The organism is Streptomyces sp. NPDC020965, assembly GCF_044333555.1.
Lineage (GTDB): Bacteria > Actinomycetota > Actinomycetes > Streptomycetales > Streptomycetaceae > Streptomyces.
This window is the reverse complement of sequence record NZ_JBIRRE010000008.1, coordinates 13,323-27,465: the sequence shown is the minus strand read 5'-3', so window position 1 is coordinate 27,465 and position 14,143 is coordinate 13,323. Positions and strand designations below refer to the sequence as shown.

At 72.9% G+C, this 14,143-nt stretch carries 11 protein-coding genes; 7 read left to right on the top strand and 4 right to left on the bottom strand.

What is annotated here, in order from left to right:
• Positions 1 to 332: 332 nt before the first annotated feature.
• Together ACH4S7_RS23475 and ACH4S7_RS23470 are read right to left on the bottom strand one after the other, a co-directional pair.
• A complete protein-coding gene (locus ACH4S7_RS23475; protein WP_398523208.1) occupies positions 333 to 974 on the bottom strand; it encodes an isochorismatase family protein in 642 nt (213 codons plus the stop codon).
• Positions 975 to 1,313: 339 nt separating this feature from the next.
• Positions 1,314 to 1,790 (bottom strand): MarR family winged helix-turn-helix transcriptional regulator, encoded by a 477-nt coding sequence (locus ACH4S7_RS23470; protein ID WP_398523207.1) that lies wholly within the window; start codon positions 1,788 to 1,790, stop codon positions 1,314 to 1,316.
• Positions 1,791 to 2,164: 374 nt separating this feature from the next.
• Here ACH4S7_RS23470 and ACH4S7_RS23465 point away from each other — a divergent pair, with 374 nt between their 5' ends.
• The gene (locus ACH4S7_RS23465; RefSeq protein ID WP_398523206.1) at positions 2,165 to 2,593 is read left to right on the top strand and encodes a DoxX family protein; all 429 of its coding nucleotides are present in this window, start codon (positions 2,165 to 2,167) and stop codon (positions 2,591 to 2,593) included.
• 571 nt (positions 2,594 to 3,164) lie between these two features.
• Here ACH4S7_RS23465 and ACH4S7_RS23460 read toward each other — a convergent pair.
• Positions 3,165 to 3,890 (bottom strand): SDR family NAD(P)-dependent oxidoreductase, encoded by a 726-nt coding sequence (locus ACH4S7_RS23460; protein WP_398523537.1) that lies wholly within the window; start codon positions 3,888 to 3,890, stop codon positions 3,165 to 3,167.
• Between the two features lie 94 nt (positions 3,891 to 3,984).
• Between ACH4S7_RS23460 and ACH4S7_RS23455 the strand changes: the two genes are divergently transcribed.
• From ACH4S7_RS23455 to ACH4S7_RS23430, 6 genes are all read left to right on the top strand, one after another.
• Positions 3,985 to 4,584 (top strand): MarR family winged helix-turn-helix transcriptional regulator, encoded by a 600-nt coding sequence (locus ACH4S7_RS23455; protein ID WP_398523536.1) that lies wholly within the window; start codon positions 3,985 to 3,987, stop codon positions 4,582 to 4,584.
• Positions 4,585 to 5,009: 425 nt separating this feature from the next.
• Positions 5,010 to 5,348: an antibiotic biosynthesis monooxygenase family protein gene (locus tag ACH4S7_RS23450; RefSeq protein ID WP_398523205.1), complete on the top strand. Its 339-nt coding sequence runs from the start codon at positions 5,010 to 5,012 to the stop codon at positions 5,346 to 5,348.
• Positions 5,345 to 6,229, top strand: a complete 885-nt coding sequence (locus ACH4S7_RS23445) for an NAD(P)-dependent oxidoreductase (RefSeq protein WP_398523204.1) — start codon at positions 5,345 to 5,347, stop codon at positions 6,227 to 6,229. The genes ACH4S7_RS23450 and ACH4S7_RS23445 overlap by 4 nt, the downstream gene beginning before the upstream one ends.
• Entirely contained in the window at positions 6,226 to 7,305 is a 1,080-nt protein-coding gene (locus ACH4S7_RS23440; RefSeq protein ID WP_398523203.1) for an amidohydrolase family protein, read from the top strand. Before ACH4S7_RS23445 ends, ACH4S7_RS23440 begins: the two co-directional genes overlap by 4 nt.
• Positions 7,302 to 8,579, top strand: coding sequence for a cytochrome P450 (locus ACH4S7_RS23435; RefSeq protein ID WP_398523202.1), 1,278 nt, complete (start codon positions 7,302 to 7,304; stop codon positions 8,577 to 8,579). Before ACH4S7_RS23440 ends, ACH4S7_RS23435 begins: the two co-directional genes overlap by 4 nt.
• 887 nt (positions 8,580 to 9,466) lie before the next feature.
• On the top strand, positions 9,467 to 10,537 hold the full coding sequence (locus ACH4S7_RS23430) for an ornithine cyclodeaminase family protein (protein WP_398523201.1): 1,071 nt from the start codon (positions 9,467 to 9,469) through the stop codon (positions 10,535 to 10,537).
• A gap of 77 nt (positions 10,538 to 10,614) precedes the next feature.
• On the opposite strand, the gene ACH4S7_RS23425 is transcribed toward ACH4S7_RS23430, so the two are convergent.
• Positions 10,615 to 13,950, bottom strand: coding sequence for a S8 family peptidase (locus ACH4S7_RS23425; protein ID WP_398523200.1), 3,336 nt, complete (start codon positions 13,948 to 13,950; stop codon positions 10,615 to 10,617).
• Between the last annotated feature and the right edge of the window lie 193 nt (positions 13,951 to 14,143).

The window sequence follows — 14,143 nt, the reverse complement described above, 5'->3', positions numbered from 1 at the left end:
GCGTCCGCCGCAGGCGACACCCGGCCGTTCACCAGCGGACGGCCGTGCGGTCGATGGGCCGGGGCTGCATCTCCTGGGGACGCTCCGCCAGTCGCCGTACGTGCTCCGCCACGCGCTCGGCGGGCAGCCGCTGGCGGTCGCCGTGCCCCGGGCAGGAGCCACGAGAAGCGGAGGAGCGGTGGGATGGCCGCGCGAGATGCGGTGGACATGGCAAGTTGAAGGTGTGGGTCGGGGAGCGCCGGTGCCACCCGGTCGGCGTGGAGTCGGCCGGGTGGCACCGTCCGCGCGCCTTCCACCCCGTCCCGTGGTGGAAGGCGCCGGTGTGTGGGTGATCAGTTGCCGCTGGCGGCGGCGTGGCTGGCGGACACGGCCCCGTAGAACGGCATCGCGAGGTTTCCGAAGATGTCGGCGGTACCGGGACCGCCGGGGGTCTTCCAGTCGCGCAGCAGCTCGGATATGACACCGACCGTGCTGTTGGGGGTGGCGCCCGCGTTCTGGAGGCGGAGCAGCGAGGTCTCCCGGGCGAGGGTGTTGGTGGTGCCCGACGCGTCGAAGACGGCGTGCACCTCATAGCCCCGACCGAGGGCGGAGAGGGAGGCGAACATCAGGCAAACGTCGGTGATGACGCCCGCGATGACCAGGTTGGGCCGGTTCATCGCCCGTACCGCCTCGTCGAAGGCCGGGTCGTCGAAGGCGTCGACCTCGCCACTGCGGTGGATGACCGGAGCGCCGGAGGGCAGCTCGGCGACCAGCTCGGGCAGCAGCGGGCCGTTGGGGCCCTGCGGCGCGGAGGTGGTGGCCACGATCGGGAGCCCGAAGACCTTGGCGGTACGGGCCAGGGCCTGCGCGTTGCGGCGGACCTCGTTCTGGTCGTGGTCCTGGACGCCCATCAGGAGGCCGGTCTGGTGGTCGACCAGCAGGATGCCCGTGTTCTCGGGGGTCAGCCTGTTGGTGAGGTAGCTGTTGTTGCTCATGTCCTCTTCCTTGAGGTGAGGCCACGGGTGGTGGCCGTGATGCGAGAACCGATCGCAAGCTGTTTGTTGCTTGCGCATTCATCTTAACCACACTCGTGCGGGTTTCATTCCGGGGTCCGGGGCGGGGTGTGGAAATCTTCGGGTCCGGGACACGGGGCGGGTGCGGTCCGGGATCGGGTGGCCGGGGTGGCGGGCCGCGCGGGTGGGCCGGGGGAGCGGGCGGCCCGTGTCCGGTGGCGGTACGGGAGGGTGCCGGGGCCTCACCGTCACGGCCCCCGGGTGGATGCCGCCGCCCCCGCCTCCGTACGGGCGGCGGGGGCGGAGTGGAGGTCGCGGGTGTCAGTCGGTGACGTCGCACTCCCGGGGGTGCTCGCCGCTCTCCAGTCGGCCGAGGATGCCGTGCAGCGCCAGCAGCTCACCCTCCGGGACCCGGTCGGCGAAGGTCCGCTCGACCACTTCGGCATTGGTGCGCACGGCGGCGCGGAGCAGCTTCTTGCCCTCGTCGGTGAGCTGGATCATCGCGCCGCGCTGGTCCGTCTCGATCGGCGTGCGGGTGACCAGCCCGCGCTGGGCCAGCCGGTCGCAGAGCCTGCTGATCGCGCTCTGGGTGAGGACGATCCGCTCCTTGAGGTCCTTGAGGCGGGTGCCGTCGAGCGGGATGTTCACCAGCGCGTCGAACTCGCTCACCGAGAGCCGGTGCCGGTCGGCGAGTTCGCGTTCGATCTCCCGGAGCACCGCGTTGTGGACCTCCATGAACGACCGCCAAACCCCGACCTTCAGCGACCTCGTCACCCTGATGGGACCTGTATGTGGCATGGTTCACCTCCTTATTGCATGCGTACGCATCATTCTCGCAGGTGTCGCCCGGTACCGCGTGGAGGCGCCCCCCGGAGCCTCCGGGGGCATGACCGGTGCGCGGCGGACGGTGACCCGTACGCGACGCCCGGCGTACCCACGCCGACGGCCGGATCCGGGGCTCCCCGCACCCGCTGCGCGCGGGCGCCCGACGTCGGGGTTCCCCCTCGTGATGACAACGACCCGCGGGTGACCCATCGTGGGATGCGGGCGCCTCACCGGCCCCAGGCGGCCCCCGTCCCGCGCCGGAGGTCGCTGCTCGCCCCGTCCCCGTCGGCACCGCGTGGCGCGTCGTGGCCCCCGGCCGCTGCCGGGGCCAGGAACCGGAGGTCGGTATGGAGGCCCTGATCGCACTCGTCGTCGGGTTTGTGGCGGCCCGGGTGGCCGGGCTGGCCGGCGTGGACGCCCTCGACGGCTGGCAGCCCGCCCTGCGGGTGGGGCTGGCCCTGATGTTCCTGCTCGGCGCGTTCGCCCACTTCCAGCCGAGGCTCCGCGCGGAGCTGATCGGCATGGTCCCGCCCGCCCTGCCCCGGCCGGACCTGCTGGTGACCGTCAGCGGTGTCCTCGAACTGGCCGGTGCCGTCGGTCTGCTGATCCCGGCGACGGCGACCTGGGCCGCGATCGGTCTCCTGCTGCTGCTGATCGCCATGTACCCGGCGAACGTCTCGGCGGCCCGGCGGGGCGTGGCCCAGGGCGATCCCATCGGCCCGCGCACGGTGATGCAGATCGTGTTCATCGGCGCCGCGGCCCTCACCCTCGTCTGACGACGGCCCCGGCAGGGGGTCGGCGCGGAGCCGGTACGGGGGCGCTCCACCGCTATCCCCTCCAGGGGGAGCGCCGGCCCGGACCGTCCGACGTCCCGACGCGCCTCCCGATCCGGCGTCCGGTCGTGGCGGGCGTCGTGTCGGGACGGCTCGGCCGCCGAGGTGCGGCGGGACGCGGCGTCCGACGCGGCGCGGACACCGGAGGGGTCCGGACCGACTTGGTGAGGAAACGGCCGGGGGGGGGGGCCGCGGGGGGGGGGGGGGGCCCCGCCCCCCCCCCCGGGGGGGGGGGGGGGGGGGGCGCCCCGCCCCCGCGGGGGGGGGGGGGGGCCCCCCCCGGGCCGGGGTACGTGGGGGGGGGGGGGGGGGGGGGGGGGGGGGGGGGGGGGGGGGGGGGGGGGGGGGGCCGCCCCCCCCCCCCCCCCCCGGGGTGGGGGAGGGGCCTAGCGACGGCGTACGGCGGCTCCGGGCGGGCTCGCGCCGGAGGCCGTAGCGATCATCGGACTACCTCGGACTACCTCGGGCGGCCTTCGGCGGCACCCGCACTGCCCCGCCGAAGGCCGCTCCGGCCTCATCGGGTCGGGCGGGCGCCGCCGTTCACGTTCAGCACCTGTCCGGTGATGTGCCGTGCCCCCGGGGAGGCGAGGAAGCCGACCGTCGTCGCGATGTCCGCCGGGGCGCCGGCGCGGCCCACCGAGGTCGCGGCCACCAGCTGACCACGCCGTTCGTCAGCCAGCCGGTCCCGGAAGAACTCGGTGTCGGCGATGTAACCGGGCGAGACGACGTTGGCGGTGATGTCTCGGGGGCCGAGCTCCCGCGCCAGGCTGAGGTTCCAGGCGGCGAGCCCGGCCTTGGCCGCGCCGTAGGAGCCGGCGCCCTGGTCGGCGGCGATCGACCCGATGTGGATGACCGCGCCACCGGGGGCGAGCCGCTCGCCCAGCGCCTTGGTCGTCAGGGCGGCGCTGACCAGGTTGGCGTCGAGGTTGGCGCGGAAGTCACGAACCCAGGAGGCCAGGTCCCGGTCACCGGCACCGTCGGCGTCGAAGTCGGTGTTGCCCCCGGCGTTGTTGACCAGCACGTCGATCGTGGCCGGCAGTTCGGCCAGCAGTCGGACGACCGCGTCGGGCTCGGTGTGGTCGCACACCAGGGCACGGGCGCCGATGGCGTCCGCCACGTCCTGGAGCGGGCCGCTCCGACGGCCGGTGACGATCACCGATTCCCCCTGGGCGGTGAAGTGCTCGGCGATGGCCCGGCCGATTCCCGTGCCGCCACCGGTGATCAGGATTTCGCGTGACACCATGTTGTCCCGTCTGTCGTTCAGGGCTAAATTTAGATCTAAACCTACATCGGGACACCTGGCATCGGGAAGAGGGATCGTGGCAAGGGACTCCATGGCGGGGACGGGAGTGGGAGCGGGCGCCGAATCGGTGGCCGAGGCCGGTGCGGACCCCGCCGACGGGGTGCGGGCCGACGGGGTGCGGGACATCGCCGCCGCCTGGGAGCGCGAACGCCCCGGCACCCCCGTCTCCTCGATCGGGATCGTCACCCCCGTCTGGCAGCTCGCCAAACTCTTCGGCGACGACCGGCGCCGGGTGCTGACCCGTCAGGGCGTGGACGCCGCCACCCTCGATCTGCTGAGCGTCCTCCGCCGCGGCGGCCCCCCGTACACCCTGACCACCCGGGAACTCGGGCGCCGCTCCCTGGTCACGGCGGGCGCCGTCTCCCAGCGCGTCGCCCGTGCCGAACGCGAGGGCCTCGTCACCCGACGGCCCGGCGCCGGCCGGCCCCGCACGGTCGAGGTCACCCTGACCCCGGCCGGACACGAACTGGTCGAGACGACCGTGGATCAGGTCCTCGGCCGGGAGGCCGAGCTGATCGGCGGCCTCACCCCCGAGCAGCGGGACCGGCTCACGGAACTGCTGGGGGTGCTCCTCCAGGACGTCCAGCGGCGTCTCGACAGTGCCGGGGTCTCGCACGTCGGCGAGGACTGACCCCCTCCGGTCGGCCGGGGGCGGGCACCGCGACCTCGGGTCCCCGTACCTGACGCCGCCCCTCCGCCCCTCCGCCGGTCGGCCGGGGGGCATTCACCCTTCGTGGGCGCCCGGCGCGGGTTCACCCGTACGCCGGGTCCCGTCTCCTCGGGGTCCCCGTCCTCGCGCCCGAGGAACGGGACCCCGAGGAGACGGATCGCCACCCCTGACGGTGCGGTCGCCACCGCCGTCGGCGGACCGGGCACCGGCTCCGCGGCGGAGTGCCACCGTGGCTGCCCTCGGAGATCACCCGAATGGGCCAGCCGCTGTGCCGGGTGCCCGTACCCCCTTCCCCCGGCCGGAGTTGCGGGGCCACGGGAGCCATGAGTCCGTTGAGGGCGTGCTCTGTCAGATCTCACCGTCAGATCTCACCGTCAGGAGGAGACATGCGCACCCTGCAGAACGGCCAACCGGCCGACAAGCTGTCCGTGGTGTACTCGGTCCACGTCGTCGAGGGCGGTGAGCAAGGGTTTCTCGACGCGTACGAACGCATAAGGAAGTCCGTCGCCAGCGTCCCCGGTCACCTCATCGACCGGCTCGGCGAGCCCATCGACGACTCCAGACAATGGGTGATCACCAGCGAGTGGGAGACCCCCGAGCACTTCTTCGCCTGGCAGCAGGGTGAGGACCACCGGGCCCTGCTGGAGCCGCTCCGGGTCTGGGTCGACCAGACGCAGTCGCTGCGCTACCGGGTCATCCAGGAGACCGTGGGGGCGACGCCATGACACGACACACCGGCTCCGTGGCCGTTCTCGGCCTCGGTTCCATGGGCACCGGTCTCGCCACCCGGCTGCTCGACCAGGGCGTGGCGGTCCGGGTCTGGAACCGGACCGCCGAGCGGGCGGCACCGCTGGTGAAGGTCGGCGCCGTCACCGCGGCCCATCCGGCCGAGGCCGTCGCGGGCACCACGGCCGCCATCTGCACCGTCGCCGACAGCGAGGCCCTGGCCACCGTCCTGCGCGGACCGGACGGCATCCTGTCCGGCGGGCCGTACCCCGGCGCACTGGTCTGCGCCAGCACCGTCGCGCCCGAGGACGTCGTCCGGCTCACCGGAGACATCCCCTCCGTGCTGGACGTCGGCATGTTGGGCAATCGGCAGCACGCGACCAGCGGTGAGCTACGGCTGTTCGTCGGTGGCGAGGAGCGGGTCTTCGCCGCCGGGCTACCCCTGCTGGAGCTGCTCGGCAAGGAGGTCGTCCACCTCGGCGAACTCGGCTCGGGCATGCGGATGAAACTCCTCCTCAACCTGCTGATGGGCATCGAGGTCCAGGCGATGGCCGAAGCCGTCGAGCTGGCCGCCGCCAGCGGGCTCGACCGCAAGCTCGTCCTCGCCGCCATCGCGGGTAGCGGTTTCGCCTCACCCGTCATGGCGTTCAAGTCGAAGCGCCTGGCTGCCGGCCGCTTCGACCAGCCCGACTTCCGGCTGTCCCTGATGGCCAAGGACCTGCTGCTCGCGTCGGGCCAGGCCGAGACCGCCGGGCTCCAACTGCCCCTGCTGGCCGCGGCGACCCGCACCCATGTCCGCGCCACCGAGCAGGGGCACGGCGACGAGGACTGTGTCGCGGTGGCCCACGCACTCGTACCCGACCGGGGAACCGATACATGATCATCGACATCCATGGGCACCTGTCCCCGCCGGAGGCCGCCCGTCGCTTCCCCATGCCTCCCGCCCTCACCGACGTCGACGGGATGCTCGCCGCCCGCGCCGAGGCCGGGATCGATCTCACCATCATCGGCAGCCCGGTCGGTGCCGGCGCGATGGCGAGGGTCCCCGGCGTGGACAACTACAACCAGCCACGCGACCGGTTGCGCGCGTTCCATGCGTGGATGTCGGGGCTGATCGGGACCTTCCCGGACCAGTTGCGCGGATATGTATACGCCAATCCGTTTGGTGACGACGACCATCTGGACGGGGTCCGGGAGACGCTGGCGGACCCCGCCTTCGTCGGACTGATCACCACGTCCAGCGTCCATGGCGAACTGCTCGCCTCGCCCCGGGCCGACTCGTTCTTCGCGCTCGCCGCCGAGTCGGGCGTGCCCGTCCTGGTGCACGCCCCGGCCGAGCCGATCGGCACGGACCGGGTCGGCGACCTCGGCTTCGTCGAGCAGATCGGCAGGTTCGGCGATCTCTCGCTCAGCCTGGCCATGATCGCTTTCGCCGGTCTGCTGGACAAGTACCCCGAGCTGCGGCTGATCGGCGCCACCGGCGGCGGCGCGCTGGCGCTGCTGCCGGAACGCCTCCAGACGGCGGCCCGCCCCCGGCACTGGGGCGCCGGCCCGCCCTCGGGTCCGCCCGCCACCGGGTCCGGTGCGGCCCCCCGGACGGGCGCCGCACCGGGTGCCGGAAGGCAGGGGCCCCCGCGCCCGGGACCCGCCGACCCGGGCCGGCAGGCACCCGTGCCGCCGGGGCCGCCGCCCTCCGCCGCCCCGTCGCCCGACCCGGCCGCCGCCCTGCGCCGCTTGTATGTGGACACCAGTACCTTCAGCCCGGCCCATCTGGGCCTCAACGCCGAGGTGCTGGGCCCGGAGCGCATGCTCTTCGGCACCGACTCACCGCCGCTGTCGGTACCCCTGGAGGAGTACATCCGCCTGATCGAGAAGCTGCCGATCGACAAGGCGTCGCAGCAACTCGTGCTCGGCGGCAACGCTGAAGCGATCTTCGACCTCAGGAGCCGTCCGTGACCAGTGTGGATGATCCCGCCGCCGCGGCCGAGCGGTGCACCCCCGAGTTCCGGCGCAACCCGTACCCCGTCTACGGCCACCTCCGGGAGAACGCGCCCGTCTGCCCCATGCGCCCGCCGCACGGACTCGACACCTTCCTCATCACGCGGTACCAGGACGCCCGGGCCGCCCTCTCCGACCCCCGGCTGAGCAAGGACATGTACGGCGCCATCGACTCCTACCGGAGGATCTTCGGCGACTCGTCCGTGGCGCTGGACGACCACATGCTCAACTCCGACCCGCCCAAGCACACCCGGCTGCGCAAGCTGGTCAGCTCCGCCTTCACGGCGCGCCGTGTCGAGTCGCTGCGGACACACATCCGGGACGTGGTCGAAGAACTACTGGACGCCTGCCCGACCGGAGAACCGGTCGACCTGCTGCCCGCGTTCGCGTTCCCGCTGCCCATCATCGTGATCTGTGAACTGCTGGGCGTGCCCCGGGAGGACCGGGCGATGGTGCAGGGCTGGTCCACCACGGTCGCCCAGACCGGGTTCAGCAAGGAGTCCAAACTCGCCCAGCAGCGGGCGGAGGAGAGCCTGCACGGATACTTCGCCGACCTCATCGCCCGCAAGCGCGCCGACCCGACCGAGGACCTGCTCGGCGCGCTCACCGCGACCCGGGACGAGGAGGGCAGCCTCACCGAACAGGAGCTGATCTCGACCGCGTTCCTGTTGATGTTCGCGGGCCACAAGACCACCGCGTACCTCATCGGCAACGCCGTCCACCACCTCCTCAATCATCCCGCGCAGCTCCGCGCCGTACGGGAGGACCCGGAGCTGCTCGCTCCGGCGGTGGAGGAACTCCTCCGGTACGACGGCTCGGTGGAGAGCGCGACGTTCCGCTTCGCCACCGAGGACGTGGAGATCGCCGGTACCCGCATTCCGCGCGGCGCGCTGGTGCAGATCGCCCTGAACTCGGCCAATCGTGACCCGCTGAAGTTCGACAGCCCGGACCGGTTCGACGTGACCAGGCCCGACAACGCGCAGAGCGCCCACCTCGGGTTCGGGCACGGCGTTCACTACTGTCTGGGGGCGCCGCTGGCGAGGATGGAGACGCAGCTCGCCCTCACCGGTCTGTTCGGCCGCTTCCCACGGGTGGCACCGGCCGACCCCGCGCGCGAACCGTCCTGGCTTGAGGTGCCGTTCCCGGCCTTCCGCGGCCTCACGGAGCTGCCCGTCCTGCTCGACCCCGCCGCCGTGCGGGAAGCCGCGGTGCCCGAACCCGTCGCGCGCTGACTCACCACGGGGTACGCCCGGATCCCTTACCGCGTTCCTAGACGACCGTCAGCGACGACCGTCCTGGACGAGGTGACGGTGTCCGGGCCTCCCGTCGTGCCGCGCGTGACCACCACCGCCGCCAGGGACGGGGTCGCTCGGTGTCGAGTGATTTTCGGCCAGAGGGGCGGCGCCCCGTCCGCGCGGGTGCCGCCCGGTCGGCGCGCACGTCGTCGCACCACAGCCGCCATGGAGTAGGTGTCGAACGGGAGTGCGGACGGCGGCTGGTTTCAGCCGGCGGAGCGGACACGTGCCACCATCGCGTTGACGCCTCTCTCGTACGGACACTTGAATACCGGCCAGGGTCGGCCGGTAACGGTCGGCCCAAGTCAGCACGGGGCGGCCGAGGAGGCGTACGGCGACAGGCCAGGAGCGAGTCGACACACGGCGTCCTCCGCCGATGCATGTCCCGCGTCCGCCACCGCGCCGCGAGTCGGCGCCCCCGGCCCGTTCACCGATGCCGCACCACGGCACGCTCCCCGCAACTCCCGGAGTCCTCCGGCACCCGCCGTGTTCCCACAGCCCGGGAGTCGTACCGCCGATGAGCCACCGCACTCCCCGGGACCCGACGCGGACCCCGCAGGACCCGCCGTGGGCGCCCGCGTGACCGTGCCGCCGGCTCTCGCGCCCGTACGCCCGCTGGATCGTGCCGCCCACCGGCCCCGCCCCCGTACGCGCCGGCCGCCCTCGGCCCCGTACGCCCGGTGCGGCCCCGCCCCGGTCTCCACCTGCTCGGGTCGCGTCCTCGAAGCCCCGACTGTCCGCCGTGCCCCGGCACGCGCACTCCGCCGAACGTATCCCGTCCCCGCGCCCGTACGACCAGCCGACCTCAAGGAGGCCGCATCACCATGGATTTCGAGCGATACCCCGACAGTTCCTTCCGCTATCTGACCCGCGCCGACGTCATCGAGGCGGCCCGTGGCGTGGACATCGTGGCGGCCGTCGCCGACGCGCTGCGGCTGCACTCCACGGGCCGGACGGTCCTGCCCGAGGAGGCGTACCTCGGCTGGACCACACCCGAGGGGGACTCGGCCCGGCTGCTCGCCATGCCCGGAGCGCTGATACCCGACGGCCGGCCGGTCGTCGGGATGAAGACGATCAACGCCTCACTGGGCAACCCCGGCCGGGGCATCCCGCGCTCCCAGGGGTTCACCCTGCTGCTCGACCCCGAGACGGCCCGGCCGGTCGTGCTGATGGAGGCCGCCTACATCAGCGCCATGCGCACCGCCGCCGTCACCGCGCTCGCGGTCCGTCATCTGGCCGTGGACGCGCCCCGGTCGCTGGGCGTGATCGGCTGCGGCCCGCTGGCCCAGGCCCATATGGCACTGCTCGTGACCACCGTGCCCACGCTGCGCCGCGTCACCGTGTACGACCTGGAGCGCTCCCGGGCCGAGGCGCTCGGGGCGTTCATCGCCACGCTGCCCGGGGGAGAGAAGATCGAGACCGTGGTCGCCGACGGTGCGCGCGAAGCGGTGCGCGACGCCGAACTGGTGGTCCCCGTCACCACGGTGACCGAGGGCTATATCGAGCCCGACTGGCTGCGGCCCGGCGCCCTCGTCTGCCATGTCTCGCTGGACGACCTCACCGAGGCCGCCGTGCTCGCCGCGTCGACGGTGGTCGTGGACGACTGGAGTCTCGTACGGGACGACCCCCGCCGACTCCTCGGCCGGATGCACCGCGCCGGCACCCTGCTGGGGCCCGACGGCACGCCCCGCGACGGTGTCACCGCCCAGCCCGGGGCCCGTCGGGTGGACGCCACGCTCGGCGAACTGCTCACCGGTGACCACCCGGGCCGCCGGGACGAGAACGAGGTGATCATCAGCAATCCGTTCGGCATGTCGGTGCTCGACGTCGCCGTCGCCGACCGGATCCACACCCGGGCCGCCGCCACCGGCATCGGCACCCTGCTCACCCTCTGAGAGACCGGCCGTCGCACACACGAAGGGCCCCTCGGCGGACGGTTCGTCCGCCGAGGGGCCCCGGTCGACCGGGAGCGTCACTTGCTCCGGTAGGCGTCCTTGATCGTCTGGGTCAGGGTGTTGCCCTGCTTGTCGACCAGCTCGGCCCGGAACGAGACCGTCTGCCCCGCCTTCGGGTTGCGGACCTTCACCGCGCCCTTGACGACCTTGACCTTCTGCCAGGTCATGCCGTCACGGCTGACCGAGACCGTGAGCGAAGCGAGATTCTTCCCCGCCGCCGCGCCCAGGACGGTGACCGGCACCCGGGTGACGGCCCCCGACTTCGCGGTGGAGTCGGTGGCGAGCCGGGGCGTGAAGCGGACCACGGACACCGGCAGCTTCTCGCTGGCGGTGGTGTGCCCGGAGTCGAACGTCCAGGTGGCGGAGGTCTCGGTGGAGACCGACGCGACACCGCCGCGGATCGCCGACGCACTCAGCCGGAAGCGCCCCTTCTCCGCCGGCACGGTGACACCGTCCCAACACCTCAGCAGATCGGGGGAGTCGCTGACCTCGACGCCGTTCCGGTGCAGCGTCGCCGAGATCCGGTCGGTGTCCGCGTAACTCCAGTGGCCACCGCCGTCGGAGTGGAGGTCCAGGCAGCCGGTGATCGTGTCCCCGTCGCGGGTGACACCCTGTGTCTCCGTCAGCCGGGGCCCGAAGACGCCGATGCCGAAATCGCGGCGGTAGTTCTTACCGGCCTCGTACCGCACGACGCCGGTACCGTGCGAGAGTTCGGCGAACTCCCCGGTCGGGTCCAGCTGATCCAGCCCGAACACCCAATCGGTGTCCGCCGTCGTCACGTACACCGTGGTCGCGACCGGCAGTGGCCGCTGGATGGCCGGGGTGATGATGGAGCCGAAGCCGCCGTCCTTGAGGCGGGCGTACGACGACAGGCGGCCCTGCTTCCCGGGCACCGACGCGCCTTCGCGGACGGCGATGCGCGCCAGATCGGCGCGGGTGGCCCGCCGCTCCAGACCCGTGGCCAGCCGGGTCACCCGACCGCCGTAACTGAGGCGGTACTCGGTGGTGTCCTGCACATCGATCGAGCCGAACTGCTGGAACAGCTTGCCCTCCGACGAGAAGTCCGGACCGAGCTGGGCGGTGAACCGGTTCTCGAACGAGCCGGCCGACCAGCCCGCGGAGAAGCCGGTCACGGGCGTGTCCAGTTCGATGTTGCCCTCGACGAACGCGCGGGTCGCCGTGGCGTCCGGAGTCGTGACGCTGATCGGCCGCGCGGTACGGGCGTCCACGGTCACCGTGGTGTCCTCGGTGATATCGAGATGCGGCGCGGAGATCTCGCTCTGATCGCCGTTCGCGCCGAAGTCCCACGAATGCAGGAAGTGCACACCCTTCGCCACCCGTGCCGTGTAGACGTCCGCCGAGACGCGTACGAGCCGCACCCCGCCGCTGCCGGGCCCGGTGAGCTGGTAGAGCGAGGGCCAGTTGTCCAACGAGGGCTGTCCGTCCCGGCCGATATGGCGCAACGTCACCTGGTAGGACTCGATCTCACGCTCCACCGCGGCGACGGTCCGTACGGTCTGACCGGCGCCCTTGGCCGTCACCGTCGCGGTGTACACCCCGTTGAGATCACCGCCCGGCCGGGTGTCCGCCGTCAGCCCGACGGTGGCCGTGCCACCGCCGGGAACGGTCACCCGCTCGGTATCGACGGTGAACATCCCCGCTGGCGCGGGCGTGCCGTCCGGACCGACCCCGCTCACCGACAGATCGAGGGTGACGGGTTCGGCGCCGCTGTTCCGGTAGGTGACCTTCCGGGTCTCCGGCCGGTCGTCCGCGTGCGGGAAGAGCTGCCGCGCGAATCCGACCGACGCCGGCTCGGACACCACCGTCTGCGTCAGGGCGGCGGCCACGTCGATCCGACCGCTGCCCTCGGCGAACACCCCGGCGCCGCCCGGCCGGGCACTGGCGGCGAGCACCGCCTTCAACTGGGCGCCGGTCCAGGCCGGATGCCGCTGCTTGAGCAGCGCGGCCGCGCCCGCCACATGCGGGGTCGCCATGGAGGTGCCGGAGATGGTCACATAGCCCGGCGGCTTCTCGCCGACCCGTTCCGCGATTTTGCTGCCGGGCGCCGAGGCCGCGGTGACGGCCACCCCCGGTGCGGTGACATCCGGCTTGGCCGCTCCGTCCCCGACGCGCGGACCGCGCCCCGAGCGCACGGAGATGACATCGCTCTTGTCGACGGCACCGACGGTCAGCGCCGCATCCGCGCTGCCCGGGGAGTCGATGGTGCCCGACTCCGGGCCCCCGTTTCCCGCCGCGACCGCGAAGAGGGTGCCGTGCTCGGCGGACACCCGGTTGACGGCCTCCTCCAGCGGGTCGATGCCGGGGCGGTCGCGGCCGCCGAGACTGAGATTGACGATGTCGGCGTTCTGGGCGACGGCCCAGTCGATCCCGGCGAGAATGCCGGAGTCGTCGCCGTAGCCGTCGTCGTTCAGCACCTTTCCGTCGAGGACGCGGGCGCCGGGGGCGACACCCCGGTACGCGCCGGCAGCCCCCGCCCCCGTACCGGCGGCGATGGACGCCACATGGGTGCCGTGGCCGTTCCGGTCCTTGGTGTCCGGGGCGTCCGAGAAGTTCCGCTCGGCCTCCTCACGGCCCCGCAGTTCCGGATGGGTCTCGTCCACTCCCGTGTCGAGGACCGCGATCCGTACCCCCGTGCCGTCGTAGCCCTCGGCCCACGCGGCCGGGGCGCCGATCTGCTTGACGGTCCGGTCGAGGCTCGCCTCACGGATGCCGTCCAGCCAGATCCGGTCCAGTCCGGGCGCGGCGGCGCGCGGCGCACCGGCGCCGCCGGACGACCGGGTCAGGGTCTTCCAGACGTCGCCCGCGGACTTGGCGGGCACGGTCAGTGCCTCCGCGCCGATCCGGGGCAGCGCCCGGCGGACCGTGGCGCCGCCGTCCTTCCGCAGCTCCGCCTTGAGCGTCGCGGCGGCCTTCGCACCGGCTCCGCGGGCCTCCGGGCCGCCGTAGCGCACGATCAGCGCGAGCCCCGCACGGTCCCGCTTCCGGTACTCGGGACCGCCGAGTTCGGTGATGTCGAACAGGGCCTTGTCGACCCGGCCCGTCTCGATCAGCCGGCGAGCGTCGGCGGGAATGACATGGATGCGCCCCTTGTGGCGCTCCGTCACGATCGGTATGTGCTCACGGCCCTTGCCCGGCACGATCCGGACCGGCTTGCCCCGGGTGTCCACGGCCACCGCATCACCGGTGATCAGCCTGATCAGGTGCGTCGGTCCGGTGAACGGCCCGGACGGCGCCGCCTCGGACCCCGGCGGCGTGCCCTGGCCAGGAGCCGCGGTGGCCGGCAGCGCGGTGGCCGCGCCGGTGACCAGCGCCATGGCCGCTGCCGCGACCACCGCTCCGAGTCCGCCGTGTCTTCTGTTTCCGCTGCGCAACTATGCCCCCCATAGTGGTTTCCGATCCCCCGTTGGAGCGGAATGGCTCTTGTTACGGATGACGCGGTGACCGCACTGGAATGTTTCACTCCCACTTGTGGCGGACGTCGATCACCGGGCCGCGCGGGGCGGTTCGGTGCCCCCGGCCGCGCCC